The organism is Agrobacterium sp. 16-2014-1-2a (assembly GCF_053522705.1).
The window spans coordinates 1745051-1767168 of record NZ_JBNWBX010000001.1 but is presented as its reverse complement, the minus strand read 5'-3'; the positions used below and the strand labels follow the sequence as shown (position 1 = coordinate 1767168).

At 59.5% G+C, this 22118-nt stretch carries 19 protein-coding genes; 7 read left to right on the top strand and 12 right to left on the bottom strand.

All coding sequences use genetic code 11. From position 1 onward, the window contains the following. The first annotated feature begins 3 nt into the window (after positions 1-3). A complete protein-coding gene (nrdF, locus tag ACQZ45_RS08805; RefSeq protein ID WP_003514262.1) occupies positions 4-978 on the top strand; it encodes a class 1b ribonucleoside-diphosphate reductase subunit beta in 975 nt (324 codons plus the stop codon). 28 nt (positions 979-1006) lie between these two features. Here the strand turns inward: nrdF and ACQZ45_RS08800 are convergent, their stop codons facing one another. Beyond that, a complete protein-coding gene (locus ACQZ45_RS08800) occupies positions 1007-2119 on the bottom strand; it encodes an alpha/beta hydrolase (RefSeq protein WP_113291288.1) in 1113 nt (370 codons plus the stop codon). 156 nt (positions 2120-2275) lie between these two features. Between ACQZ45_RS08800 and recF the strand changes: the two genes are divergently transcribed. The 3 genes from recF to ACQZ45_RS08785 are packed head-to-tail and all read left to right on the top strand — an operon-like array spanning position 2276 to position 4665. Further along, complete coding sequence (gene recF / locus ACQZ45_RS08795) at positions 2276-3403, top strand: DNA replication/repair protein RecF (protein ID WP_025592007.1); 1128 nt, start codon at positions 2276-2278, stop codon at positions 3401-3403. Positions 3404-3425: 22 nt separating this feature from the next. Beyond that, on the top strand, positions 3426-4196 hold the full coding sequence (locus ACQZ45_RS08790; protein ID WP_003514265.1) for a molybdopterin-synthase adenylyltransferase MoeB: 771 nt from the start codon (positions 3426-3428) through the stop codon (positions 4194-4196). Continuing rightward, complete coding sequence (locus ACQZ45_RS08785) at positions 4189-4665, top strand: GNAT family N-acetyltransferase (protein ID WP_113291287.1); 477 nt, start codon at positions 4189-4191, stop codon at positions 4663-4665. The genes ACQZ45_RS08790 and ACQZ45_RS08785 overlap by 8 nt, the downstream gene beginning before the upstream one ends. 79 nt (positions 4666-4744) lie before the next feature. On the opposite strand, the gene ACQZ45_RS08780 is transcribed toward ACQZ45_RS08785, so the two are convergent. Continuing rightward, on the bottom strand, positions 4745-5749 hold the full coding sequence (locus tag ACQZ45_RS08780) for a 2-hydroxyacid dehydrogenase (RefSeq protein WP_003514267.1): 1005 nt from the start codon (positions 5747-5749) through the stop codon (positions 4745-4747). A gap of 180 nt (positions 5750-5929) precedes the next feature. Between ACQZ45_RS08780 and ACQZ45_RS08775 the strand changes: the two genes are divergently transcribed. After that, the gene (locus tag ACQZ45_RS08775) at positions 5930-6463 is read left to right on the top strand and encodes an SH3 domain-containing protein (RefSeq protein WP_003514268.1); all 534 of its coding nucleotides are present in this window, start codon (positions 5930-5932) and stop codon (positions 6461-6463) included. On the opposite strand, the gene ACQZ45_RS08770 is transcribed toward ACQZ45_RS08775, so the two are convergent. After that, on the bottom strand, positions 6456-7448 hold the full coding sequence (locus ACQZ45_RS08770; RefSeq protein ID WP_003514270.1) for an adenosine kinase: 993 nt from the start codon (positions 7446-7448) through the stop codon (positions 6456-6458). The two genes, ACQZ45_RS08775 and ACQZ45_RS08770, sit on opposite strands and share 8 nt — an antisense overlap. Positions 7449-7980: 532 nt before the next feature. On the opposite strand from ACQZ45_RS08770, the gene ACQZ45_RS08765 reads away from it, so the two are divergent. Next, complete coding sequence (locus ACQZ45_RS08765; protein WP_013635221.1) at positions 7981-8925, top strand: AEC family transporter; 945 nt, start codon at positions 7981-7983, stop codon at positions 8923-8925. Positions 8926-8940: 15 nt separating this feature from the next. On the opposite strand, the gene ACQZ45_RS08760 is transcribed toward ACQZ45_RS08765, so the two are convergent. The 9 genes from ACQZ45_RS08760 to rimP form a co-directional block, all read right to left on the bottom strand. Next, complete coding sequence (locus ACQZ45_RS08760) at positions 8941-9957, bottom strand: class I SAM-dependent methyltransferase (protein ID WP_003514275.1); 1017 nt, start codon at positions 9955-9957, stop codon at positions 8941-8943. 75 nt (positions 9958-10032) lie between these two features. Beyond that, complete coding sequence (gene pnp, locus ACQZ45_RS08755; protein ID WP_003514278.1) at positions 10033-12180, bottom strand: polyribonucleotide nucleotidyltransferase; 2148 nt, start codon at positions 12178-12180, stop codon at positions 10033-10035. A 270-nt stretch (positions 12181-12450) separates the two neighbouring features. Beyond that, positions 12451-12720, bottom strand: a complete 270-nt coding sequence (gene rpsO, locus ACQZ45_RS08750; protein WP_003514294.1) for a 30S ribosomal protein S15 — start codon at positions 12718-12720, stop codon at positions 12451-12453. A 163-nt stretch (positions 12721-12883) separates the two neighbouring features. Further along, positions 12884-13831 (bottom strand): tRNA pseudouridine(55) synthase TruB, encoded by a 948-nt coding sequence (truB, locus tag ACQZ45_RS08745; RefSeq protein WP_003514295.1) that lies wholly within the window; start codon positions 13829-13831, stop codon positions 12884-12886. A gap of 3 nt (positions 13832-13834) precedes the next feature. Then, on the bottom strand, positions 13835-14251 hold the full coding sequence (rbfA, locus tag ACQZ45_RS08740) for a 30S ribosome-binding factor RbfA (protein ID WP_003507167.1): 417 nt from the start codon (positions 14249-14251) through the stop codon (positions 13835-13837). 75 nt (positions 14252-14326) lie between these two features. After that, positions 14327-17074 carry a translation initiation factor IF-2 gene (gene infB / locus ACQZ45_RS08735; protein WP_065688455.1) on the bottom strand — a complete coding sequence of 916 codons (2748 nt, stop codon included), beginning with the start codon at positions 17072-17074 and terminating at the stop codon, positions 14327-14329. Between the two features lie 102 nt (positions 17075-17176). Then, the gene (locus ACQZ45_RS08730; protein WP_003514297.1) at positions 17177-17878 is read right to left on the bottom strand and encodes an RNA-binding protein; all 702 of its coding nucleotides are present in this window, start codon (positions 17876-17878) and stop codon (positions 17177-17179) included. Continuing rightward, positions 17875-19491, bottom strand: coding sequence for a transcription termination factor NusA (gene nusA / locus ACQZ45_RS08725; RefSeq protein ID WP_003514298.1), 1617 nt, complete (start codon positions 19489-19491; stop codon positions 17875-17877). The genes ACQZ45_RS08730 and nusA overlap by 4 nt, the downstream gene beginning before the upstream one ends. A 64-nt stretch (positions 19492-19555) precedes the next feature. Further along, positions 19556-20152, bottom strand: a complete 597-nt coding sequence (rimP, locus tag ACQZ45_RS08720; protein WP_003514299.1) for a ribosome maturation factor RimP — start codon at positions 20150-20152, stop codon at positions 19556-19558. Positions 20153-20439: 287 nt separating this feature from the next. Between rimP and ACQZ45_RS08715 the strand changes: the two genes are divergently transcribed. Further along, positions 20440-22068, top strand: a complete 1629-nt coding sequence (locus tag ACQZ45_RS08715) for an MFS transporter (RefSeq protein ID WP_076843882.1) — start codon at positions 20440-20442, stop codon at positions 22066-22068. Positions 22069-22118: the final 50 nt, after the last annotated feature.

The window sequence follows — 22118 nt, the reverse complement described above, 5'->3', positions numbered from 1 at the left end:
ACAATGAATATTGCCGTAAAACCCGCGTCCCGTATTCGCGCGGTCAACTGGAACCGCATCGAGGATGACAAGGATCTCGAAGTCTGGAATCGCCTGACATCGAATTTCTGGCTACCGGAAAAGGTGCCGCTCTCCAACGATATCCCGTCCTGGGGAACGCTGAAGCCGGAAGAGCAGACCCTGACGATCCGCGTCTTCACCGGGCTGACATTGCTGGACACGATCCAGAACGGCGTCGGTTCCGTGCGCCTGATGGCGGATTCGGCGACGCCGCACGAGGAGGCGGTGCTTTCCAACATCTCCTTCATGGAGGCGGTCCACGCCCGCTCCTATTCCTCGATCTTCTCGACGCTCTGCTCCACGCCTGACGTCGATGACGCCTATCGCTGGTCGGAGGAGAACGAATTCCTGCAACGCAAATCCGCGCTCATCATGCGCGAATATGATAGCGGAAATCCGTTGAAAATGAAGGTCGCCAGCGTGTTTCTGGAGAGCTTCCTGTTCTATTCCGGCTTCTACCTGCCAATGTTCTGGTCAAGTCGCGCCAAGCTTACCAACACGGCCGATTTGATCCGTCTCATCATTCGCGATGAGGCCGTGCATGGCTATTACATCGGCTACAAGTTCCAGCGCGCGCTCGAACGTCTGGGCGAAGCGGAAAAACAGGAGATCAAGGATTTCGCCTTCGATCTTTTGCTTGAGCTTTACGACAACGAAGCCAAATATACCCAAGACCTCTATGACGGCGTTGGCCTGACGGAAGACGTCAAGCAGTTCCTGCATTACAACGCCAACAAGGCCTTGATGAATCTGGGTTACGAGGCGCTGTTTCCACCCGAGGCTTGCCGGGTCAATCCTGCGATCCTCTCGGCGCTGTCTCCCAATGCCGACGAGAACCACGACTTCTTCTCCGGCTCCGGCTCTTCCTATGTCATCGGCAAGGCGGTCGCCACAGAAGACGAAGACTGGGATTTCTGAACCGGTTGTCGCCAAGAACCCGCAAAAGTTATTGCGGGTTCACGACCTGGCTCGCAAGCCGGAAGGGGCTGGATACCGTTGCCCCGATAGCATCGAACACAAAGGCACCCGCGCGGCCTATGCCGTTTTCGCCGTTGCCGTTCCGGCTCGCCTCCAGTTGTGGCACCAGCGACGCGAGTGCCGCATAGCGGTCGTGGTTGAGCGGATCCGATGCCTTGAGCTTGGAGATGTCAACGAACTGAACGCCCTCTTTCAGGGCGGCTTCCTGCACTTGAGGATCGGTCACATCCAGCGCGCCGATGCGGGTGACATCGGCCCCCAGGATGGAGGAAGCCTTCAGGGCGCGGTCGTCCTTGGAGACGAGAATGGTGAGCGGCGGATTGAGCCTTCCCACCACCTCGATCTGCTTGCGGAAAACATCGGCGTCGATATCCGGCGCGGCCAGCACTACCTGTAGTTTGGAGAGCACATCGTTCCTGCCTTCGAAGCGCAATTGTCGCAGCGCTTCCATGACCAGCCAGCCGCCCATGCTGTGACCGAACACGACAATGCTTTTTTTCGGTTTCTGCTTGGTAAGGTCGGTCAGCACCATGGCCAGCGCGTCTCGCGAATAGGTCGCTGATTCCTTGTCGGCCACGTAACCGGTGACGCTCGCCTGTGACGGCCAGGAAAAGACCAGCGGCACACCATCCATATTGGCATCGGCTGCCATTTGTGCCGCACGGAACAAGGCTTCCTGATAGCTGTAATTATAGCCATGCACGAAAAGCGCAATCTGCTTGCCGGAGCGGGTGACGTCGCTAAGATCGGAATTGAAGCGCGTTTTCGTCAGCATATCGGCTTTGGTGACGACAAAATCCTTGCTCGGGTTCGGCTTACCTTTGGACCATTCGATATTTCCGCTTTTATGGCTGGGAGGAATGGAAATGTCGAAGCGCGCATAATTCAGCTCAGCCGCCCGCCCAGCGCTAAAGCCCTTTTTGGCCTCGTTGTTTTTCTCCCGCGTGCTCGCCACATAGGCTGTCACGATTTTCGTATCGGTGGTCTTGGTGTTTATGGCCTGCAACACATCCGCCCCCGGTCTGCCCGCGCAGGATGAAAGAAGGCTGAAAGCGAGGAGGAGCGAAAAAATCAGGCGCATGGATGGGGTTACCGATAATGAGGGACCACGCATAAATAACCGGCCGCTCAAAAAGTTGCTACTGGAGACTGGATTGCGGTGTGGTGGCATTATGTTCAATGCGGACGACGCATTCCCCACCTTGCTATCCAGCTATGTTCGTTTTAGGCCGTACAGATGACGAATAAGGTGTCGCTTTTACGGCTGAAACTCACGGACTTCCGCAACTATGCGGCGGCGTCGCTTGCGCTGGATGACCGCCACGTGGTGCTGACGGGTGACAACGGTTCCGGCAAGACCAATCTCCTGGAGGCCGTTTCGTTTCTTTCGCCCGGAAGGGGCCTGCGCCGCGCCACCCTGTCCGATGTGACGCGAGTGGGGGCGGAGGCCGCCGGTTTTTCGATTTTTGCGGATGTCGACGGCATGGACGGCGAGGTCGCTATCGGAACCGGGATCGAGGGTGACGGCGAGGTAGTGTCGCGCCGCCTGAGGCTGAACGGGACATCGGTGAAGTCTGTCGATGAATTGACGGATCATCTGCGGGTGCTGTGGCTGACGCCTGCCATGGATGGGCTTTTTACCGGTTCATCCTCGGATCGCCGGCGTTTTCTCGATCGGTTAGTGCTCTCGCTCGATCCCGCGCATGGACGGCGGGCAAGCGACTTCGAAAAGGCCATGCGCGGCCGCAACCGTCTGCTTTCGGAAGGCCGTTTCGATCCGGTCTGGCTGGACGGTATCGAGAAGCAGATGGCGGAACTCGGCATTTCCATGGCGCTCGCGCGCTATGAAATGTTGGGTCTTTTGAAGAGCCTCATCGAAGGCCGTTCCGGCAATGCTGCCTTCCCCTCTGCAGCGCTGGCGCTCTCGGGTTTCATGGACGACACGCTCAACCGGCCGGCTGTCGATCTGGAAGACGAGTATAGGCTTATGCTGCGCGAAGGCCGGTATCGAGACGCGGCGGCAGGCCGCACGCTTGATGGACCGCACCGTGTCGATCTGTTCGTGCGCCATGCGGAAAAGAACATGGAGGCAGAGCGTTGCTCGACCGGAGAACAGAAGGCGCTGCTGGTGGGATTGGTGCTTGCGCATGCCCAGCTCACCGCCAATATGACCGGCCATGCGCCGGTTCTGCTGCTCGACGAAATTGCCGCGCATCTGGATGAGGGCAGGCGGGCGGCTCTGTTCGATCTCATTCACGCGCTCGGTGGTCAGAGTTTCATGACCGGAACGGATGCGGCAATGTTCTCCGCCCTTGGCAACAGGGCGCAATTCTTCAATGTTTCCCACGGGGGCATCACGGCATGACAGCGAAAAAATGGAGTGCGACATGGACCCGCTGAGCCCGGACGAAATCGAACGCTACAAGCGCCATATTCTCTTGCCGGAAATCGGCGGTTCCGGGCAGCAGCGTCTGAAGGCCGCGCGGGTGCTGGTAATCGGGGCTGGTGGCCTCGGCGCGCCTGTCCTTCATTATCTTGCTGCAGCCGGTGTTGGCACGCTTGGCCTGATCGATGACGACGTGGTCTCCCTTTCCAATCTCCAGCGGCAGGTGATTCACGATACCGGCACGATCGGTGAGCTGAAAACGGCAAGCGCCCGCGCAGCCATCGCCCGGCTCAACCCGCATGTGCGTACCCTTGTTTTTGAGGAGCGTTTTTCGCAGATCTGGGCGCACACCCATCTGCCATCCTTCGATCTCCTTATCGACGGTTCTGATAATTTCGACACACGTTATGCCGCTGCCGATGCCGCAGAAGCTGCGAAAAGGCCGCTGGTAACGGGCGCTGTCGGCCGTTTCGATGGTTCGGTAACGGTGCTGAAACCCTATGAGGCGGGTGCCGATGGTAATCTGCTGCCGGGGTATCGCGATCTGTTTCCCGAGCCACCGCCGCAGGGGCTTATTCCGAATTGCGCGGAAACGGGCATCGTCGGCGCTTTGACCGGCGTGATCGGCACGATCATGGCCATGGAGGCCATCAAGGTGATCACCGCAGCCGGCGAGCCATTGGTCGGCCGCCTGCTTCTCTATGACGCCCTGTCGGCCCGCTTCGAAACCGTGCGTTACAAGCGCCGCCCTGCTGGAAAAAAACATGACTGAGATCACAAGGATTGGCGAAGAATTCGAGCGCTGGCAGGAGCTGCTTGCGCTTATCATGTTGTCCTTCGCCTATATGGACGGCGTCATCGACCCACCATCGTCCGCTCACCGTTTGACGCTCGAAAATCTCGCGGAGAAGGCGAGGGCGGAGACCGCTTTCGTGGCGCTGGATGGTGATGAGATTGTTGGCTGCCTGTTTTGCCGGCAGGAACCACCGGCCTGCCTTTACGTCGGCAAGCTGTGCGTCTCTCTGAAAGCGCAGGGCAAAGGCATCGGCAAAATGCTTCTGGAACGGGCCGAAGCATTGGCCCGCGAATTGGCGTTACCGGCGCTGCGGCTGGAAACGCGCATCGAGCTTGTCGGCAACCATGCGAAATTCGCCGCCTGGGGTTTCATCAAAACCGCTGAAAACGCCCATCCGGGTTATGACCGCACGACTTCGATTGAAATGACTAAATTCCTCGGCTGAGACGGCTCAATTTTTGATCCGCTTAAAGGCCTGCTTCTCCGTCCCATGTCACGAGCAGACACGGCTTGTCTGAACCGGTTCAGTTCCGCCCCGGCAGCACCCGGTTCGGCGGTCGATGTCCGTCGAAAAGCGTGCGGATGTTGATGATGACCTTGTCACCCATCTCGATCCGGCCCTCAATCGTTGCCGAGCCCATATGGGGAAGCAGCACGACCTTGCCTTCTCTCGCGAGCTTGATGAGCTTGGGATTGATTGCCGGCTCGTTCTCGTAGACATCGAGACCGGCTCCGGCGATCTTTCCGTCGCGCAGGCACTGGATCATTGCCGCCTCATCGATGATATCGCCGCGCGCCGTGTTGACGATGTAGCTTGTCGGCTGCATCAGAGCGAGCCGTCGTGCCGAGATCAGGTGATAGGTCGCAGGTGTGGAGGGGCAATTGACGGAAACAATATCCACCCGCGCCAGCATCTGGTCGAGGCTGTCCCAATAGGTTGCCTCAAGCTCCGCTTCCGTCGCCGGGTTGACGCGTTTGCGGTTGTGATAGTGTATGGAGAGGCCGAAAGCCTTGGCGCGCCGCGCAACTGCCGTACCGATGCGGCCCATGCCGACAATGCCGATGCGTTTGCCGGAAATGCGCCGTCCCAGCATCCAGGTCGGCGACCAGCCCAGCCATTCGTCGGCGCCATTGGCAAGTACGCGCGTGCCTTCGATCAGGCGGCGCGGCACGGCCAGTACCAGCGCCATGGTGATATCGGCGCTGTCTTCGGTCAGCACGTTGGGCGTGTTGGTCACTGTGATGCCCTTTCGGGCGGCCGCGTCCACATCCACATGGTCTATGCCGTTGGAGAAGCTGGCGATCAGCTTCAGTTGCGGCCCTGCTTTCTCGATCATGGCGGCGGTGATGCGGTCCGTGACGGTCGGCACCAGAACGTCGACCCGCTGCATGGCGGCCACAAGCTCTTCCTCGCGGCGCTGCGTATCGTCGATATTCAGTTCGGCATCGAAGAGTTCCCGCATTCTGGTTTCGACGACGTCAGGCAATTTGCGGGTGATATAGACTGTCGGTCTCTTCTTGTGGGTCATCGTTTGCCGCTGCCTTGTTCAGAAGTCATTAACCAGAAAGAGCGATAATTTCTTTCAATCAGGGCGTTTCTACCAGACCCACCGGCGAAGACAAATAAAACTCGCCGAAGCTTGAGGCGTGTGGAAACGAGCCTCCTCGAATTTAATCCGGTTTGCAGAAGGCAGGAAACGGAAATGGGCATGCGCAGTGTGGTTTCTATGGTTTGCATTGCATTGTCTCTGGGCCTCTTTGGTGTGGCGAACGAGGCCATGGCGCAAGGCGCTGCCAAAGGCGCAAGCGGCCTGCCTTTGCCGCGTTTTGTCAGCCTGAAATCCAAGCGCGTCAACATGCGCATCGGACCCAGCACGGATTATGCCGTTTCCTGGATGTATATGAAATCGGGAATGCCGGTTGAAATCATTCAGGAATATGAGAACTGGCGGCGCATCCGCGATGCCGATGGCACGGAAGGCTGGGTTAACCAGGCGCTGCTCTCCGGCGAGCGCACGGCCGTCGCCGCGCCGTGGATGCGCGGCAAGGGCAAGGATGTCTACGTGAACATGCGCCGCGACGCACAGTCGGGCGCCTCCGTCATCGCCCGGCTGGAGCCGGGTGTCGTCTTCAGGATCGGTGAATGCAACGGCGACTGGTGCCGCGCCGAGGCCGGTCAGGCCTCAGGCTGGGTGTCGCAGGGTGAAATCTGGGGTGCTTATCCCGGCGAGGCCTTTAAATAAGGCCGTTTTTCTCGCCCAGCGCCTTGAGGGATGACATCGGACGCGGCCCGACCTGCTGAATGACGGCTGCAGCAGCAAGGCAGCCGAGTTTGCCGCAGTCTTCCAGAGACCGATCCTGCGTGTAACCGAAAAGGAAGCCGGCGGCGAAAAGATCGCCGGCACCCGTTGTGTCGACCACGTCATACACCGGATAGGCTTCTACCTTCACGCGTTCCGTGCCGCGCAGGATAACGGCGCCTTCTTCGCTCATCGTCACCGCTGCGATCTTGCAATCGGCAGCGATTTTCGTCAGCGCCAGCTCGAAATCGTCGGTTTCATAGAGCGAGAGAGCTTCCTGCTTGTTGGCGAAAACGATGTCCACGGTGCCGGAACGCATCAGGTCGAGAAATTCTTCGCGGTATCGGCCTACGCAGAAACTGTCTGAAAGCGTCATGGAGACTTCACGGCCGTTCTCATGCGCAATGCGGGCGCAATCGCGAATGGCATCCTTGGCGCGCGGCGGATCCCACAGGTAACCTTCGAAATAGGTGACCTTCGTGTTCGCCACGACGTCTTCTTCTACATCTTCCGGACCGAGATCGACGCAGGCGCCGAGATAGGTGTTCATAGAGCGCTCACCGTCTTCCGTGACGAAGATCATCGAGCGGGCAGTCGGCGGAAACGTGCCTTCCGGCTTCGTTTCGAAATAGACGCCCTGCGCGCGGATATCGTGCTGGAAGATTTCGCCGAGCTGATCTTCGGCCACCTTGCCGAAATAAGCCGCCCTGCCACCGAAATTCGCCACGCCCGCCGCCGTGTTGCCCGCACTTCCGCCGGAGGCCTCGAGCGCGGGTCCCATCAGCGAATAGAGCAGTTCGGCCCGCTCCGCGTCGATGAGGTTCATCGCGCCCTTGGTGATGGCGTTATCATTGAGGAAGCGATCATCACAACGGGAAATGATGTCGACGATGGCATTGCCGACAGTCAGTACGTCGAATTTCGTCATAGGCCCTATCCGGTTTGCAGGGTGCACATTTTTGAATGGTCTTAAACAATTCTGGCGGCAAGAAAAGCCCAAAGGGAAAATATGCGGTTCTCCACCAGAGACAGAAACGCGTCATGTGCCTGTAATGTGGTTAAGCTATCACTCCGATCAGAGCAAACGGTGCGTGAATACGTACCAGAATAGAAGACATGACGTCTTCTGGCTCACCCGTTATCCCCGTCACGGATGTACTGACGGCGTATAACGGATATGACAAAAGGCGGGGGAAACCCCGCTTTTTCTTTTGGTCCACCTTTGCGGCGACCCTTTTTAAATGCCGCAAGCGGGTTTTCATTAGACGGTGCTCGACAAGCCGACCGCAGCGCCGTTTGATCCAGTGACCGGTTTTGAGGGGCTTTCTGCAAAAATACCTGACGGAGCTACGTCGCGTATTGAATGAAACATCGGGGTGCAGCGTTTTCGCGATTCCATTCCCTTGGAAAAGGCTCTAAAGCGGAGTATCTCCCGCAAAAGCCGCGAAAGCTCTCCCTCCATGTCTGCCGTTGCCGCGAACGTCGCTCCGATTTTCATTCTTATCCTGATCGGCTGGCTAACCGTCAAGGCCGGCTTGTTCAGAGCTGATGCCGGTGAGATTCTCAGCGATTTCGTGTTCAAGATCGCCGTGCCGACGTTGATCTTCCGCACCCTTGCGGAGGCGAATTTTCATGGCGCGTCGCCCTTCCGGCTGTGGCTGACCTATTTCGCCGGCGTGGCCGTAACCTGGACGGTTGGGCATATCGTCACGCGGTACATCTTCAAGCAGGATAGTCGCATCGCCGTCATAGCCGGTATATCCTCGGCCTTTGCCAACAATATCTTCATCGGCCTGCCGCTCGTCGGGCGGTCCATCGGGGATGAGGGGCTGGTCGCCCTCTCCATTCTGCTGGCCATCCATCTGCCGGTCATGATGATTGCCGGTACCATCCTGATGGAGAACGCCACTCATAAGGCGGTGGGCGGCGAAAAGCGCAGCATGGCTTCTGTCTTCAGGCAGGTCGGCCGCAACCTCATCACAAATCCGCTGGTGATCGGACTTTTCATCGGGCTTTCGACCAATGTTTCAGGCGTGACGCTCACGCCCATCCTCAAGACCGTGGTTGACCAGATCGCGTCCATGGCGGGACCGGCAGCGCTCATCTCGCTCGGTATGGCGCTGACGAAATACACCATTCGCGGTAATCTGGGGATTGCCGTCACCATGACGGTTTTCAAACTGCTGCTTCTGCCCGCCTGCGTGTGGGCCATGGGCCATGCTCTCGGCCTCAGCCGGGAATGGACAGCTGCCCTCGTGCTCACCTCGTCGGTGCCGACAGGGGTGAATGCATGGCTGATCGCCAACCGCTTCGGCATCGGCCACAGCGTTGCGGCCTCCACAATCAGCATTTCCACGGCGACCGGTGTTCTTTCCGTGTCGCTGTGGGCATGGCTTTTGAGCTGATGATGCTCGAATTGCTTACTTCTGGGCGCTCAGGATCTTGAAGCGCGCGTTGCGGCATACCTCGGCGCTGGTGCGGAATTCCGCCGCCAGCACCGGCTCATAGGGCATGCCGCGATTGGCGACCATCAGCAGCTTTCCACCGTTGCGAAGCGCGCCGGCAGCCGTCTTGATAAAGGCCTGACCGAGAGCGGGTTCTGCCGCCTGTCCTGCCGCGTGGAAAGGCGGGTTCATGATGATGAGGTCGTATTTTTCTTTCGGCGGCTCGTTTGCAAGGTCCTGCCAGAAGAAGCGCGCCGTCAGTCGCGGATTGTTTTCAAGAAGATTGGTTTTGGCGAATTCGAGCGCGTTCCAGTCCGCTTCGAAAAGATCGATACGCGCCGTGCGCGGCGATTTTTCCGCCAGCATGACCGAGAGATAACCCCAGCCTGCGCCGAAATCGGCGGCGTTGCCGTCGAAGTCGGTCGGCAGGCGCGACGCGAGCAGCTCCGAGCCATCGTCCACGCGGTCATGCGAGAACATGCCGGGCATGGCGGTGAAACGGCCAGCAACCGTAACGGAATGTTGCGCGAGTTTCGACACGGCAGATGCAACGTCTTCCGGCCGTTTGAACCAGAGGGCGACGCCGTGGTACTTCGGCGTCGATTCCGCCTCGATGCCAAGCTTTGCCAGCGTCTTGCGCAGCGTCAGGATGCCGTCTTCCTTCGATCCCGCCGCCACGATCAACCCACCCGCCTTGACGCGAGAGAGCGCTTCAGCGACGCGGTTTTCGTTTTCGCCGCGATGTTTGCCGCAAAGCAGCAACGCCGCATCGTAGTCCTCGCCGGAAATATCCGGCGTGACCTCTGCGTTCTGCGCCTGAAGAGCCCGGTAAAGCGGTCGAAAATTCTGAACCGAGACGATGTCAGCGTTAAAACCGTCTAGCCGCGGGCCGGCTTCCGCTCCCAGAAACAGAACGCGCTCGCCCTCTTTCGGCAAGTCGAGCATCTCTGCGGCAAAGGGATGGAAAAGGGTTTTAACAGCATCACGGCTCATTGGAGCGTCCTCAAGATGGAATAGAAAAAAGGCGCGGGCAAAACCCGCGCCTCGATAGGGTCTGGCGAGGCTGCCTTACTCGGCAGCGGCTTCGCCATCTTCCTTCTTCTTGTCTGCGGCAACTTCCTTGCCGGTTGCCTGGTCGACAACCTTCATGGACAGGCGAACCTTGCCACGCTCGTCGAAGCCCATCAGCTTGACCCAGACCTTGTCGCCTTCCTTGACGACGTCGGAGGTCTTGGCGACACGCTCGGAAGCGAGCTGCGAGATGTGAACGAGGCCGTCGCGGGCGCCGAAGAAGTTGACGAAAGCGCCGAAGTCAGCGGTCTTGACGACCGTACCTTCGTAGATCTGGCCGACTTCCGGTTCTGCAACGATCGAATGGATCCACTTGCGGGCCGCTTCGATTTCCTTGCCGGAAGCAGAAGCGATCTTGACGGTGCCGTCGTCTTCGATGTTGATCTTGGCGCCGGTCTTTTCGACGATTTCGCGGATGACCTTGCCGCCCGAACCGATGACTTCACGGATCTTGTCGACCGGAATGTTCATCACTTCGATGCGCGGTGCGAATTCGCCAAGCTGGCCGCGGCTCTCGGTGATGGCATTCGCCATCTCGCCGAGGATGTGCTTGCGGCCACCCTGTGCCTGCTCCAGAGCGATCTTCATGATCTCTTCGGTGATACCGGCGATCTTGATGTCCATCTGCAGCGAGGTGATGCCGTCGGCAGTACCTGCAACCTTGAAGTCCATATCGCCGAGGTGATCTTCGTCACCCAGGATGTCGGAGAGAACCGCAAAGCGCTCGCCTTCGAGGATAAGGCCCATGGCGATACCGGCAACTGGCTTGGCCAGCGGTACGCCAGCGTCCATCAGTGCAAGCGAGGTGCCGCAAACCGTTGCCATCGACGAAGAGCCGTTGGACTCGGTGATTTCGGATACGACGCGCAGCGTGTAGGGGAACTGTTCCGCAGTCGGCAGCATCGGACGGATAGCGCGCCATGCGAGCTTGCCGTGACCGATTTCGCGACGGCCCGGGGAGCCCATACGGCCCGTTTCACCGACCGAGTAGGGCGGGAAGTTGTAATGCAGAAGGAAACGTTCCTTGTACATGCCGGTCAGGCTGTCGACATACTGTTCGTCTTCGCCGGTGCCGAGCGTCGCAACAACGATCGCCTGGGTTTCACCACGGGTGAACAGCGCCGAGCCGTGCGTACGCGGCAGGATGCCAACTTCCGAAACGATCGGACGAACGGTCGAGAGGTCGCGGCCATCGATGCGGCTCTTGGTGTCGAGAACGTTCCAGCGAACGATCTTCGCCTGAAGGTGCTTGAAGACAGCGCCGATTTCTTCAGGGCTATACTTCGCTTCGCCTTCTTCCGGCAGGAAGTGAGCCTTGACCTTCGCCTTTACGGCGTCGACGGCGGCGTAACGGGCAGCCTTTTCGGTGATCTTGTAGGCGGTGCGCAGTTCGGTTTCGGCAAGGCCGAGCATTTCGTTTTCGAGTGCGGAGAAATCTTCCGGTTCGAATTCGCGCGGTTCCTTGGCGGCAACTTCAGCGAGCTTGATGATCGCGTCGATAACCGGCTGGAAGCCGCGATGGCCGAACATGACGGCGCCGAGCATGACGTCTTCGTTGAGTTCCTTGGCTTCCGACTCCACCATCAGGACGGCGTCCTGCGTGCCGGCAACAACCAGATCCAGAACCGATTCATCCATCTCATCAAGATGCGGGTTCAGAACATATTCGCCGTTGATGTAACCAACGCGCGCGCCGCCGACCGGGCCCATGAAAGGAATGCCAGACAGTGTGAGCGCAGCGGATGCGGCAACCATCGACAGAACGTCCGGGTCATTTTCGAGGTCGTGCTGAATGACCGTTACGACAACCTGCGTGTCGTTCTTGTAGCCTTCAGGAAACAGCGGGCGGATCGGACGGTCGATCAGGCGGGAAACCAGCGTTTCCTTTTCCGACGGACGGCCTTCGCGCTTGAAATAGCCGCCGGGGATCTTGCCGGCTGCGTAGGTCTTTTCCTGGTAGTTCACGGTGAGCGGGAAGAAGTCCTGTCCAGGCTTCGGAGACTTTGCGGAAACCACCGTCGCAAGAACCATCGTCTCGCCGTAGGTTGCGATGACGGCGCCGTCAGCCTGACGGGCAACCTTGCCTGTCTCGAGCTTCAGCGGGCGGCCAGCCCATTCGATTTCCACGGAGTGTTTATTGAACATATCTTGTCCTTGTTTGTGTATGCCCGCCTTGCGAGGGGGCAACGAACGACGCAATCACGGGCAAGACAGCCGGAGGCTTTCAAGGTGCAAGCATCCGGCAATCCTGCCCCATGACAGGTCTGCGGTTGAAAAGGCTGCACCGGCCCATCCGGGGCTGCCTTATCGTCCGGGGGCCACATCTATGGCGAACGCCCGGAAATTGAAGATGACCTTCAAAAGGCCAGATATAAAAACCGGCGGGTATCGTTGCGAAACCCGCCGGATAAGGTTTTAGCGGCGAATGCCGAGAGCACCGATCAGCTTGCTGTAACGGGCTTCGTCCTTCTTCTTCAGATAGTCGAGAAGCGAACGGCGGCTCGAAACCAGCGTCAGAAGGCCACGACGGGAGTGGTTGTCCTTCTTGTGGTCCTTGAAGTGACCGGTCAGGTTGTTGATCCGCTCGGTCAGAATAGCGACCTGAACTTCCGGAGAACCGGTGTCGCCTTCGTTCGTTGCATATTCCTTGATGAGGGCGGCTTTGCGCTCTGCAGTAATCGACATCGGACGATCCTTTCTATTTTAAGGAAAAATGGGACGCCTAGAGCCGGGATGTCGTCCAGCTCTGGCCATTCGGCAGCATAGGCAAAGCCCAAGCTGGCGCTGCCTATAAACTATTCCGGGTACAATTGAAAGAGGCGATTGACGGCGCCCCTCAAGGCTCGTCTCAACCGAAAACGCGCTTCGGCCGGAATTCGCCCTCGCCGATCTCTCCGATGGCAATGAGCTTGCCATGCGCAGTGGCATAGGCCTCCGGGTGATTGGCCGGCGCATCACGCCCGCGCAGCAGGATCGGATTGCCCATCTTCAGCCGGTGTGCCTGATCATCATTGATGATGAGGTGGGGAAGGGATGAAAGCGCTTCCGCCGTGTCGATCAGAAAAGCATCGAGCGCTTCAAGCCGCTCGTCGCGGTCTTCGATGGCTTCGAGCGCCGTCAAGGTTTCGAGCGGTACCATCATGTCCTCGCCGAATGGCGCGACCATGGTACGGCGCAATTGCGAAATATGACCGAAACAGCCGAGATCCCGGCCCATGTCGCGCGCAAGCGCCCGCACATAGGTACCCTTGCCGCATTCCACTTCGAAATGAGCGGTGTCAGCGTCGGGGCAGGCGAGCAGCGTCAGACGGTGAATTTCCACCTCGCGCGCGGGAATCTCCACCGTTTCGCCTTCACGCGCCAGATCATAGGCCCGCTCACCGGCAATCTTGATGGCGGAAAACTGCGGCGGCGTCTGCATGATCACGCCGGTATAATTGGGCAGAATATCGCGGATCGCCTGTTCGTCCGGGCGCTGGTCGGAGGAGTTGACAACCTCGCCTTCCAGATCGTCGGTTGCGCGTTCTTCACCCCAGGTGACGGTAAACTCGTAGATTTTCCGGCCGTCCATGACGTAAGGAACGGTCTTGGTGGCGTCACCGAGGGCAATCGGCAGCATGCCGGACGCCAAGGGGTCGAGTGTTCCGGCGTGACCTGCCTTCTGGGCGTTGAACAGCCATTTGATCTTGGAAACGGCTTCGGTTGAGCCGAAATCGAGCGGCTTGTCGAGAATGAGCCAGCCCGAAATCGGGCGGCCCTTGGGTTTGCGGTTCTGCTGTTTGCGTGGTTTGGACATGCTTCAGTTCTGTTCGTCGTCTTTTTCGTTCGAAGGTCCCAGATCGCGCTGCACCTCCGGTGACCGCAGGAGTGCGTCGATCTTCTGGTAGTTGTCGAAACTCGTATCGTCGCGGAAACGCAGTTCCGGCATGTACTTCATCTGCCGCAGCTGCGGGCCGAGGCGGCCGCGCATGAACTTGGCATGGCGGTTGAGCGCCGTGATGATGTCGGTATGATCCGCAACGCCAAGCGGCGTCACGTAAGCGGTCGCGATCTTGAGATCGGGAGACATGCGCACTTCCGAGATGGAAATGACGGTGCCTTCGATCAGATCGTCGCGGACTTCGCCGCGCTGGAGAATTTGGGTCAGTGCGGCGCGCACCTGTTCGCCAACACGCAGCATGCGTTGCGAAGGGGCCGATGATGTAGCTTTTGCCATAAGTAATGCCTCAAACGGAGCGAGCGCCGGTGAAGCCGGCGCCCGACAGAAAAGTCCTGTTTTGCGGCGAGACGCTTAGAGCGTTCTCGTGATGTGTTCGACGCGGAAGCACTCGATGGTGTCGCCGGCGCGAATGTCTTCGTAATTCTCGAAGGCCATACCGCACTCCTGACCAACAGGCACTTCGTTGACTTCGTCCTTGAAGCGCTTGAGGGTCTTGAGCTTGCCTTCGTGGATAACGACGTTGTCGCGCACCAGACGCACACCCGCACCACGTTCCACCTTGCCCTCGACGACGCGGCAACCCGCGACCTTACCGACCTTGGTGATGTTGAACACCTCGAGAATTTCGGCATTGCCGAGGAAGGTCTCGCGACGTTCCGGCGAAAGCAGACCCGACATCGCCGCCTTCACGTCATCCACCAGATCGTAGATGATGTTGTAGTAGCGGATTTCGATACCGGCGCGTTCGGACGCCGTACGTGCCTGTGCGTTGGCGCGAACGTTGAAGCCGATGATCGCGGCGTTCGATGCCTCGGCAAGCGAGATATCCGATTCCGTGATGGCACCAGCACCAGAGTGAACGACACGAGCGCGGACTTCGTCTGTGCCGAGCTTGTCGAGCGAAGCGATAATGGCTTCGACCGAACCTTGCACGTCCGCCTTGATGACCAGCGGGAATTCCTTCAATCCCGAAGTCTGCAACTGGCTCATCATCTGTTCCAGCGAGCCGCGCTGACCGGTCTGGCGGGCGACAGCCTTGTCGCGAGCCAGACGCTGGCGGTATTCGGAGATCTCGCGAGCACGACCTTCGTTTTCGACAACCGCAAAACGGTCACCGGCCGACGGCGTACCGGAAAGGCCGAGGATTTCGACCGGCATGGCCGGACCGGCTTCCTTGACATGGTCGCCCTTGTCGTTGACGAGCGCGCGCACACGGCCCCACTGATCGCCGGCAACGATGATCTGGCCGGGCTTCAGTGTACCCTTCTGCACGAGAACGGTCGCGACGGCACCACGTCCACGGTCCAGCTCGGCTTCGATGACCGTGCCTTCCGCAGTGCGGCTTGGATCCGCCTTGAGATCGAGGATTTCCGCCTGAAGCAGGATCGCTTCGAGCAGCTTGTCGAGGTTGAGCTTGTTCTTGGCCGACACTTCGACATCAAGAACTTCACCACCCATCGATTCCACGAACACTTCGTGCTGCAGCAGCTGCTGGCGAACCTTTTCAGGGTTTGCCTCGTGCTTGTCGATCTTGTTGATCGCAACGACGATCGGAACACCGGCCGCCTTCGCATGGTTGATCGACTCGATCGTCTGCGGCATCACGCTGTCGTCGGCTGCAACAACCAGCACGGCGATGTCGGTTGCCTGCGCACCACGGGCACGCATTGCCGTAAAGGCGGCGTGGCCGGGGGTGTCGATGAAGGTGATCTTCTGACCGTTCTTTTCGACCTGATAGGCGCCGATATGCTGGGTGATGCCACCGGCCTCGCCAGCAACAACATTCGCCTGACGGATAGCGTCGAGCAGCGAGGTCTTGCCGTGGTCGACGTGGCCCATGATGGTCACGACCGGCGGACGGGAAACCATCTCGCCTTCATCGTCAGCCTTGTTGAAGAGACCCTCTTCAACGTCGGATTCGGAAACGCGCTTGACCGTATGGCCGAATTCGACCGCGATCAGTTCCGCCAGATCGGCGTCGATCACGTCGCCCGGCTTCAGCATCTGGCCTTCCTTCATCAGGAACTTGATGACGTCAACGGCGCGCTCGGACATGCGCTGCGACAGTTCCTGAATGGTGATGGTTTCCGGCAGGATGACTTCGCGCAGAACCTTTTCGCGGGTTTCCTGCATCTGGCTGCGACGGAATTTCTCCTGGCGGCGGCGCATGGATGCCATCGAGCGGCCACGCGGCGTACCATCTTCTTCCAGATTGGCGGCGGTCACGGTCAGCTTGCCACGACGGCGCTCTTCTTCGGTCTTCAGGCGGGCTGCAGGCTTGGCCGGAACCGGAGCCACGACCTTGCCACGAGCCGGAAGGCTGCTGCCACGACGGACTGCACCGCGATCGTCCTCGTCGTCACCACCGGTGCGGCGTCCGCGGGGAGCGGCGGCATCGGGCGTGGCGGGAGTGGAACGGGGAGCAACAGGCTGGGGACGGGCGTCAGCGCGTGGCGCCGGCGCAGCGGTCGCAGCCGGCTTTTCGCCGGACAGATCGGATTTCGCTTCCGTAACAGGCTGGCTCGCAGCGATCTTTGCCGCAGCAGCCTCTTCGGCAGCGCGGTTTTCGGCTTCGATTTTTTCAGCGGCGATGCGTTGTTCTTCTTCCACCTTGCGGCGAGCTTCGTCTTCGGCGCGCTGCTTGGCTTCGATAACATCGCGAGCCTGCGCTTCTATCAGCGCACGGCGGCGGGCTTCCATCTCGCCTGCGGACAGGTCGTGCAGAACGTTGCCGCGCGGACGGTCAGGCTGACGCTGCTGCGGTGCGGACGAGCCGGGGCGCTGCTGCGAATGGGAAGAACCCGGACGCTGCTGTTGGTTGCTCGGCTGTTGAATGCGTTGCTGTGGGGCCTGCGGACGCGGTGCCGAAGGGGCAGGCGCTGCCGGCTTCGGCGCCGGAGCTGCCGCCACGACAGGCTGAACCGGCTTCTCGTCTTCGGGACGCAGGGGGCGGCGCTTGCGTGTTTCCACGACAACCGCGTTGGTGCGACCTCGACCCATGTCCTGCCGCACGGTGCCCTGATTCATCCCGCCCGGTTTCAGGGTAAGAGTCTTCTTGGCCGGCGCATTGAGTGTCTTGTCGTCGTTGTTGTCGGTCATTCCGTTCCCGTTCCTACGGACGAGAACCGGATGACATCCATCAGGTCTCGTCGTTCAATTGCTGCATCGGAACGCGGCGGCCGTTCATGTTTGGCAACCGCGTCATTGTACTGTCCGGGCAGCGTCGCGTTCCGCCTCAGGCTGACCGCCAAGGCGGTACTGCTTAAGCATCTTTGCGCGCTTCACTACACCCTCACCCGCCTGCCCCGCAAGCGCGCAAGCATGGATAAAAGCATTCTGGCCCATCAACTCGTCCATTTCGGCTTCGCTAAAGAGCCGGAAGGACGGAATTTCATTGCCGGCATCGCTGCCGAGCTCCCAGGCCTTGCGGGCCTGGTCCAGTTTTCGCACGCCGTCTGCCGCGGCATCGGTTGCGTGGAACACGGCAATCGCATTCCCCGAACGGACGGCGGCATCGACTTTCGTCGCGCCGCTGATGAACTGACCCGCCTTGCGCGCCATGTTCATCATTCCGGCAAGCTGCTGCGACATCAGCCGGTCGAGAAGAGCGAGAAGCTCCGGCCCGGCCTTGACGTCGCGTTTGAGTGCCCGTGCGAAGATCTTCTTCGCGATGGCTTTCTCTATCAGGGCGCGCTCCGGCTTTACCCAGCATCCGCGCCCCGGCAATTGGCGTTTCAGGTCCGGAACGACGTTGCCGTCCGGCCCTGCGACGAAGCGGATCAACTCGTCTGGAGATCCGCTCTGCCTTGTCACAATGCACATACGTCCATTGACGTTGCCTTCCAGCCGCCCGTCCTCATCGGTTTCGGGCAGCTCGTCCGGCTCATGCACCTGCGATGTCATTCCTGTTCGGCGGTATCCGCCTCCTCAGTAGCTTCCGCATCGACTTCTTCTTCGGAAGCCAGATCCTCAGCCGTGATCCAGCCTGCCAGAAGACGGGCCTGCACAACCATGTTCTCAGCTTCGACGCGCGATACGTCGAGCTTAGAGAAGATGCCTTCGAACTTCTTCGTCTCGCCGTCCTTGCGTTCGCTCCAGCCGACCAGATCGTCTGCGGCGCAACCGGCAAAGTCCTCGATGGTCTTGATACCGTCTTCACCAAGAGCGACCATCATCTGCGAGGTCAGGCCTTCGATCTGGCGCAGCTCGTCGGCAACGCCGAGTTCCTTGCGCTTGGCGTCCATTTCGGCTTCCAGGCGTTCCAGATATTCGCGGGCGCGGGTCTGGATTTCATCGGCGGTGTCATCATCGAAGCCGTCGATCGAGGAAATTTCGCCAAGATCGACATAGGCAAGTTCTTCAACCTGCGCGAAGCCTTCGGAAGCCAGAACCTGACCAACCATCTCGTCAACGTCGAGGGCGTCCATGAAGAGTGCCGTGCGCTCGTTGAATTCCTTCTGGCGACGCTCGGATTCTTCCTGCTCGGTCATGATGTCGATATCCCAGCCGGTCAGCTGCGATGCCAGACGTACGTTCTGGCCGCGGCGGCCGATGGCGAGCGAAAGCTGCTCGTCGGGAACCACAACTTCGATGCGTTCGGATTCTTCGTCCAGGACGACCTTGGCCACTTCAGCGGGCTGCAGGGCGTTGACGATGAAGGATGCCGGCTCCTGGCTCCACGGAATGATGTCGATCTTTTCGCCCTGCAATTCGCCGACAACGGCCTGAACGCGCGAACCGCGCATACCGACGCAGGCGCCGACCGGATCGATCGACGAGTCGTTCGAGATGACGGCGATCTTGGCGCGCGAACCAGGGTCACGGGCAACCGACTTGATCTGGATGATGCCGTCGTAGATTTCAGGAACTTCCATGGTGAACAGCTTCACCATGAACTGCGGATGTGTACGCGACAGGAAAATCTGCGGGCCACGCTGCTCGCGGCGAACGTCGTAGACGTAAGCGCGTACACGGTCGCCATAACGCATGTTTTCCCGCGGAATCATCTCGTCGCGACGGATGATGCCTTCGCCACGGCCCAGATCGACGATGACATTGCCGTATTCGACGCGCTTGACGGTGCCGTTGACGATTTCGCCGATGCGATCCTTGAACTCGTCATACTGACGGTCGCGTTCTGCTTCGCGCACCTTCTGAACGATGACCTGCTTGGCGGACTGTGCGGCGATACGGCCGAAATCCATCGGCGGCAGCGGATCGGCGATGAAATCGCCGAGCTTGGCGTCCGGGTTGCGGTCGCGGGCAAGTTCGAGCGGAATCTGGGTCGAATAGTCTTCGGCCGTCTCTACCACTTCCAGAAGACGCTGCAGGCGGATTTCGCCGGTCTTGGAGTTGATGTCGGCGCGAATGTTGGTTTCCGAACCATAGCGCGAGCGGGCGGCTTTCTGGATAGCGTCGGCCATTGCGGCAAGCACGATTTCGCGGTCGATGACCTTTTCGCGCGCCACAGCATCGGCGATCTGCAGAAGCTCAAGCCGGTTAGCACTCACTGCCATTTTTTTGTCTCCGTAAGTCGCATAATTGCGGGGATCACCCGTTTTCCGGGCTTTTACGTTGGAATTAGTCTTCGTCTGCTTCGTTTTCGTCGTTCTGGTTTGCGGCGGCGGCCTTTGCCGCCTTGTCTGCCCGCAGCGCATCACGAATAAGGTCGTCCGTCAGAATGAGCTTCGCGTCGGAAAGCGCGCTGAACGGAATGGTGACTGTCGGTTCGTCGCCATAGGCGATCTGGTCGCGTTCCAGCTTGAAGCCGTCCGCATCCACCTCGACGATCTTGCCGCGAAACCGCTTGCGGTTTTCGACCAGAATGGAGGTTTCGGCCTTCACCAGATGGCCCTGCCAACGGGTGAAATCCGACTTGCGAACCATCGGCCGGTCGATGCCGGGCGAGGAAACTTCGAGATGATACGCCTTATCGACCGGATCTTCCACATCAAGAACCGGTGAAATCGCCATTGACACGGCTTCGCAGCCCTCGACGGTCATGGTGCCGTCTTCCCGCTCGGCCATCACCTGCAGGGTCATGCCGTTCTGGTTGGAGAGCCGCACGCGCACCAGAAGATATCCCATACCCGTCAAAACAGGCTCGATGATTTCGGCGATGCGCTGGTCGATTCCCGTTTCGGTTATCAGTCGCGGTTCATGTACGGTGTCTGCCATCTGGCCTTCCGGTCTTTAGATTTTCACCGGGCGCTCAGCCCGTGGTTTCCGGTTCGCCTAACGAAAAAGAGCGGAGCCTTGCGGCCCCACTCTTCATCAAGCGATCAAGAATTTCAAAGGTCATATAGACCCATTAGGGCAGGATTGCAAGGTTTTCGCGGGCAGGGCGCGTCAGCCACGGCTGCGGCCACATTTTCACCGTCACCGTGTCGGAAAGGGTGGCATGATTTCCGGCACTGTCTATAGTTGCCGTTTGACAAATCGCAGTTGCATCAAGTGGACTGATCGTGCCTGACCGTAAATCGCCACTCGCGCCTTTAAGGCATTTGACTTACAGACGAATCTGGATCGCGAGCCTTGCCTCGAATTTCGGCGGTCTGATCCAGGCGGTTGGCGCCGCGTGGATGATGACCTCGCTGTCGAGTTCCGAAAACATGATCGCGCTGGTGCAGGCCTCCACCTCGCTGCCGATCATGATGTTTTCGCTGATTTCAGGCGCACTGGCCGATAGTTTCGACCGCCGCCGCATCATGATTTCCGCTCAGATCCTGATGCTGACGGCTTCCGTGCTGCTGACGGTTTTTGCCTGGTCCGGCTGGCTCACTCCGTGGTTGCTGCTCTTCTTCACCTTCATGATCGGCTGTGGCACGGCGCTCAACAATCCGTCCTGGCAGGCGTCCGTCGGCGAAATGGTGCCGCGTGAGGATCTGCCCGCTGCCGTGACACTGAACAGCGTGGGCTTCAACATCACCCGCAGCGTCGGTCCTGCCATCGGCGGCATCATCGTCGCTGCCGCTGGTGCCGCGGCTGCGTTTTTCGTGAACGCGCTCAGCTATTTTGCCCTCATCTACGCGCTGGTTCGCTGGCAGCCGCCCAAATATGCCTCGACCTTGCCGCGCGAGCAGCTTCTTGCCGCCATATCGGCCGGGATGCGTTATGTGGCGATGTCGCCGAATATAGGCAAGGTTCTGGTGCGTGGCTTTCTCTTCGGCCTTTCCGCCAGCGCCATCCTGGCGCTGATGCCGATCGTTGCCCGCGATCTGGTCGAGGGTGGTCCGCTGACCTACGGCGTCATGCTCGGTGCGTTCGGCGTCGGCGCTATCGGCGGCGCGCTCGTCAGCGCCAGACTTCGCGAGGTTCTATCCAGCGAATGGATCGTGCGCGTCGCCTTTTTGGGCTTCGCCTTCAGTTCCGGCGTGACGGCGGTCAGCACGAACGCGATCGTAACCTCGCTTGTTTTGACTATTGCCGGTGCCTGCTGGGTTCTGGCGCTTTCCCTGTTCAATACCATCGTCCAGCTTTCTGCCCCGCGCTGGGTGGTGGGCCGGGCGCTGTCGCTTTACCAGACGCTGACCTTCGGCGGCATCGCCGTCGGCAGTTGGCTGTGGGGCGAGCTGGCGGAAGATTACGGTATTTCCTATTCGCTTCTCGGTTCGTGCGTGCTGATGCTGCTGGGCGTCGTCGTCGGCCTCAAACTCGCCATGCCCGCTTTTGCTTCACTCAATCTCGATCCGCTCAACCGTTTCGTCGAACCGCCGCTAAGGCTCGATATCAAGCCGCGCAGCGGGCCGATTGCCATTCTTATAGACTATGAAATTCATGACGAGGATCTCGGCGAATTCCTGCCTTTGATGGCCGAGCGTCGCCGCATCCGTCTGCGCGATGGCGCGCGCAACTGGAACCTGATGCGTGATCTGGAAAATCCAGATATCTGGACGGAAAGCTACCATGTACTGACATGGGTGGAATATGTCCGCCACAACCACCGCCGCACCCAGGCGGATGCGGAAGCCTGGGACCGGCTGCTGGCCCTTCATCGCGGCAAGACACGGCCCCGCGTGCACCGGATGATCGAGCGGCAGACCATTCCGCCGACAGATGACATCTTCCACAAGCCACATACGGACCAGCATTGAGAGACGATAGGGCTAAGTAGTGGCGATGTCATGCTCGGGACAAGCCCGCA

What these genes read in the sequence shown, in the direction of transcription:
- ACQZ45_RS08770 (WP_003514270.1), bottom strand. Translation starts at nt 7,448, where the DNA reads ATGACGAAATTCGACGTACTGACTGTCGGCAATGCCATCGTCGACATC.
- ACQZ45_RS08780 (WP_003514267.1), bottom strand. Translation starts at nt 5,749, where the DNA reads ATGACCCACAAGAAGAGACCGACAGTCTATATCACCCGCAAATTGCCT.
- ACQZ45_RS08730 (WP_003514297.1), bottom strand. Translation starts at nt 17,878, where the DNA reads ATGACATCGCAGGTGCATGAGCCGGACGAGCTGCCCGAAACCGATGAG.
- rpsO (WP_003514294.1), bottom strand. Translation starts at nt 12,720, where the DNA reads ATGTCGATTACTGCAGAGCGCAAAGCCGCCCTCATCAAGGAATATGCA.
- truB (WP_003514295.1), bottom strand. Translation starts at nt 13,831, where the DNA reads ATGTCCAAACCACGCAAACAGCAGAACCGCAAACCCAAGGGCCGCCCG.
- rbfA (WP_003507167.1), bottom strand. Translation starts at nt 14,251, where the DNA reads ATGGCAAAAGCTACATCATCGGCCCCTTCGCAACGCATGCTGCGTGTT.
- ACQZ45_RS08760 (WP_003514275.1), bottom strand. Translation starts at nt 9,957, where the DNA reads ATGAGCCGTGATGCTGTTAAAACCCTTTTCCATCCCTTTGCCGCAGAG.
- ACQZ45_RS08765 (WP_013635221.1), top strand. Translation starts at nt 7,981, where the DNA reads ATGTCTGCCGTTGCCGCGAACGTCGCTCCGATTTTCATTCTTATCCTG.
- infB (WP_065688455.1), bottom strand. Translation starts at nt 17,074, where the DNA reads ATGACCGACAACAACGACGACAAGACACTCAATGCGCCGGCCAAGAAG.
- recF (WP_025592007.1), top strand. Translation starts at nt 2,276, where the DNA reads ATGACGAATAAGGTGTCGCTTTTACGGCTGAAACTCACGGACTTCCGC.
- pnp (WP_003514278.1), bottom strand. Translation starts at nt 12,180, where the DNA reads ATGTTCAATAAACACTCCGTGGAAATCGAATGGGCTGGCCGCCCGCTG.
- ACQZ45_RS08790 (WP_003514265.1), top strand. Translation starts at nt 3,426, where the DNA reads ATGGACCCGCTGAGCCCGGACGAAATCGAACGCTACAAGCGCCATATT.
- rimP (WP_003514299.1), bottom strand. Translation starts at nt 20,152, where the DNA reads ATGGCAGACACCGTACATGAACCGCGACTGATAACCGAAACGGGAATC.
- nrdF (WP_003514262.1), top strand. Translation starts at nt 4, where the DNA reads ATGAATATTGCCGTAAAACCCGCGTCCCGTATTCGCGCGGTCAACTGG.
- nusA (WP_003514298.1), bottom strand. Translation starts at nt 19,491, where the DNA reads ATGGCAGTGAGTGCTAACCGGCTTGAGCTTCTGCAGATCGCCGATGCT.
- ACQZ45_RS08775 (WP_003514268.1), top strand. Translation starts at nt 5,930, where the DNA reads ATGCGCAGTGTGGTTTCTATGGTTTGCATTGCATTGTCTCTGGGCCTC.
- ACQZ45_RS08785 (WP_113291287.1), top strand. Translation starts at nt 4,189, where the DNA reads ATGACTGAGATCACAAGGATTGGCGAAGAATTCGAGCGCTGGCAGGAG.
- ACQZ45_RS08800 (WP_113291288.1), bottom strand. Translation starts at nt 2,119, where the DNA reads ATGCGCCTGATTTTTTCGCTCCTCCTCGCTTTCAGCCTTCTTTCATCC.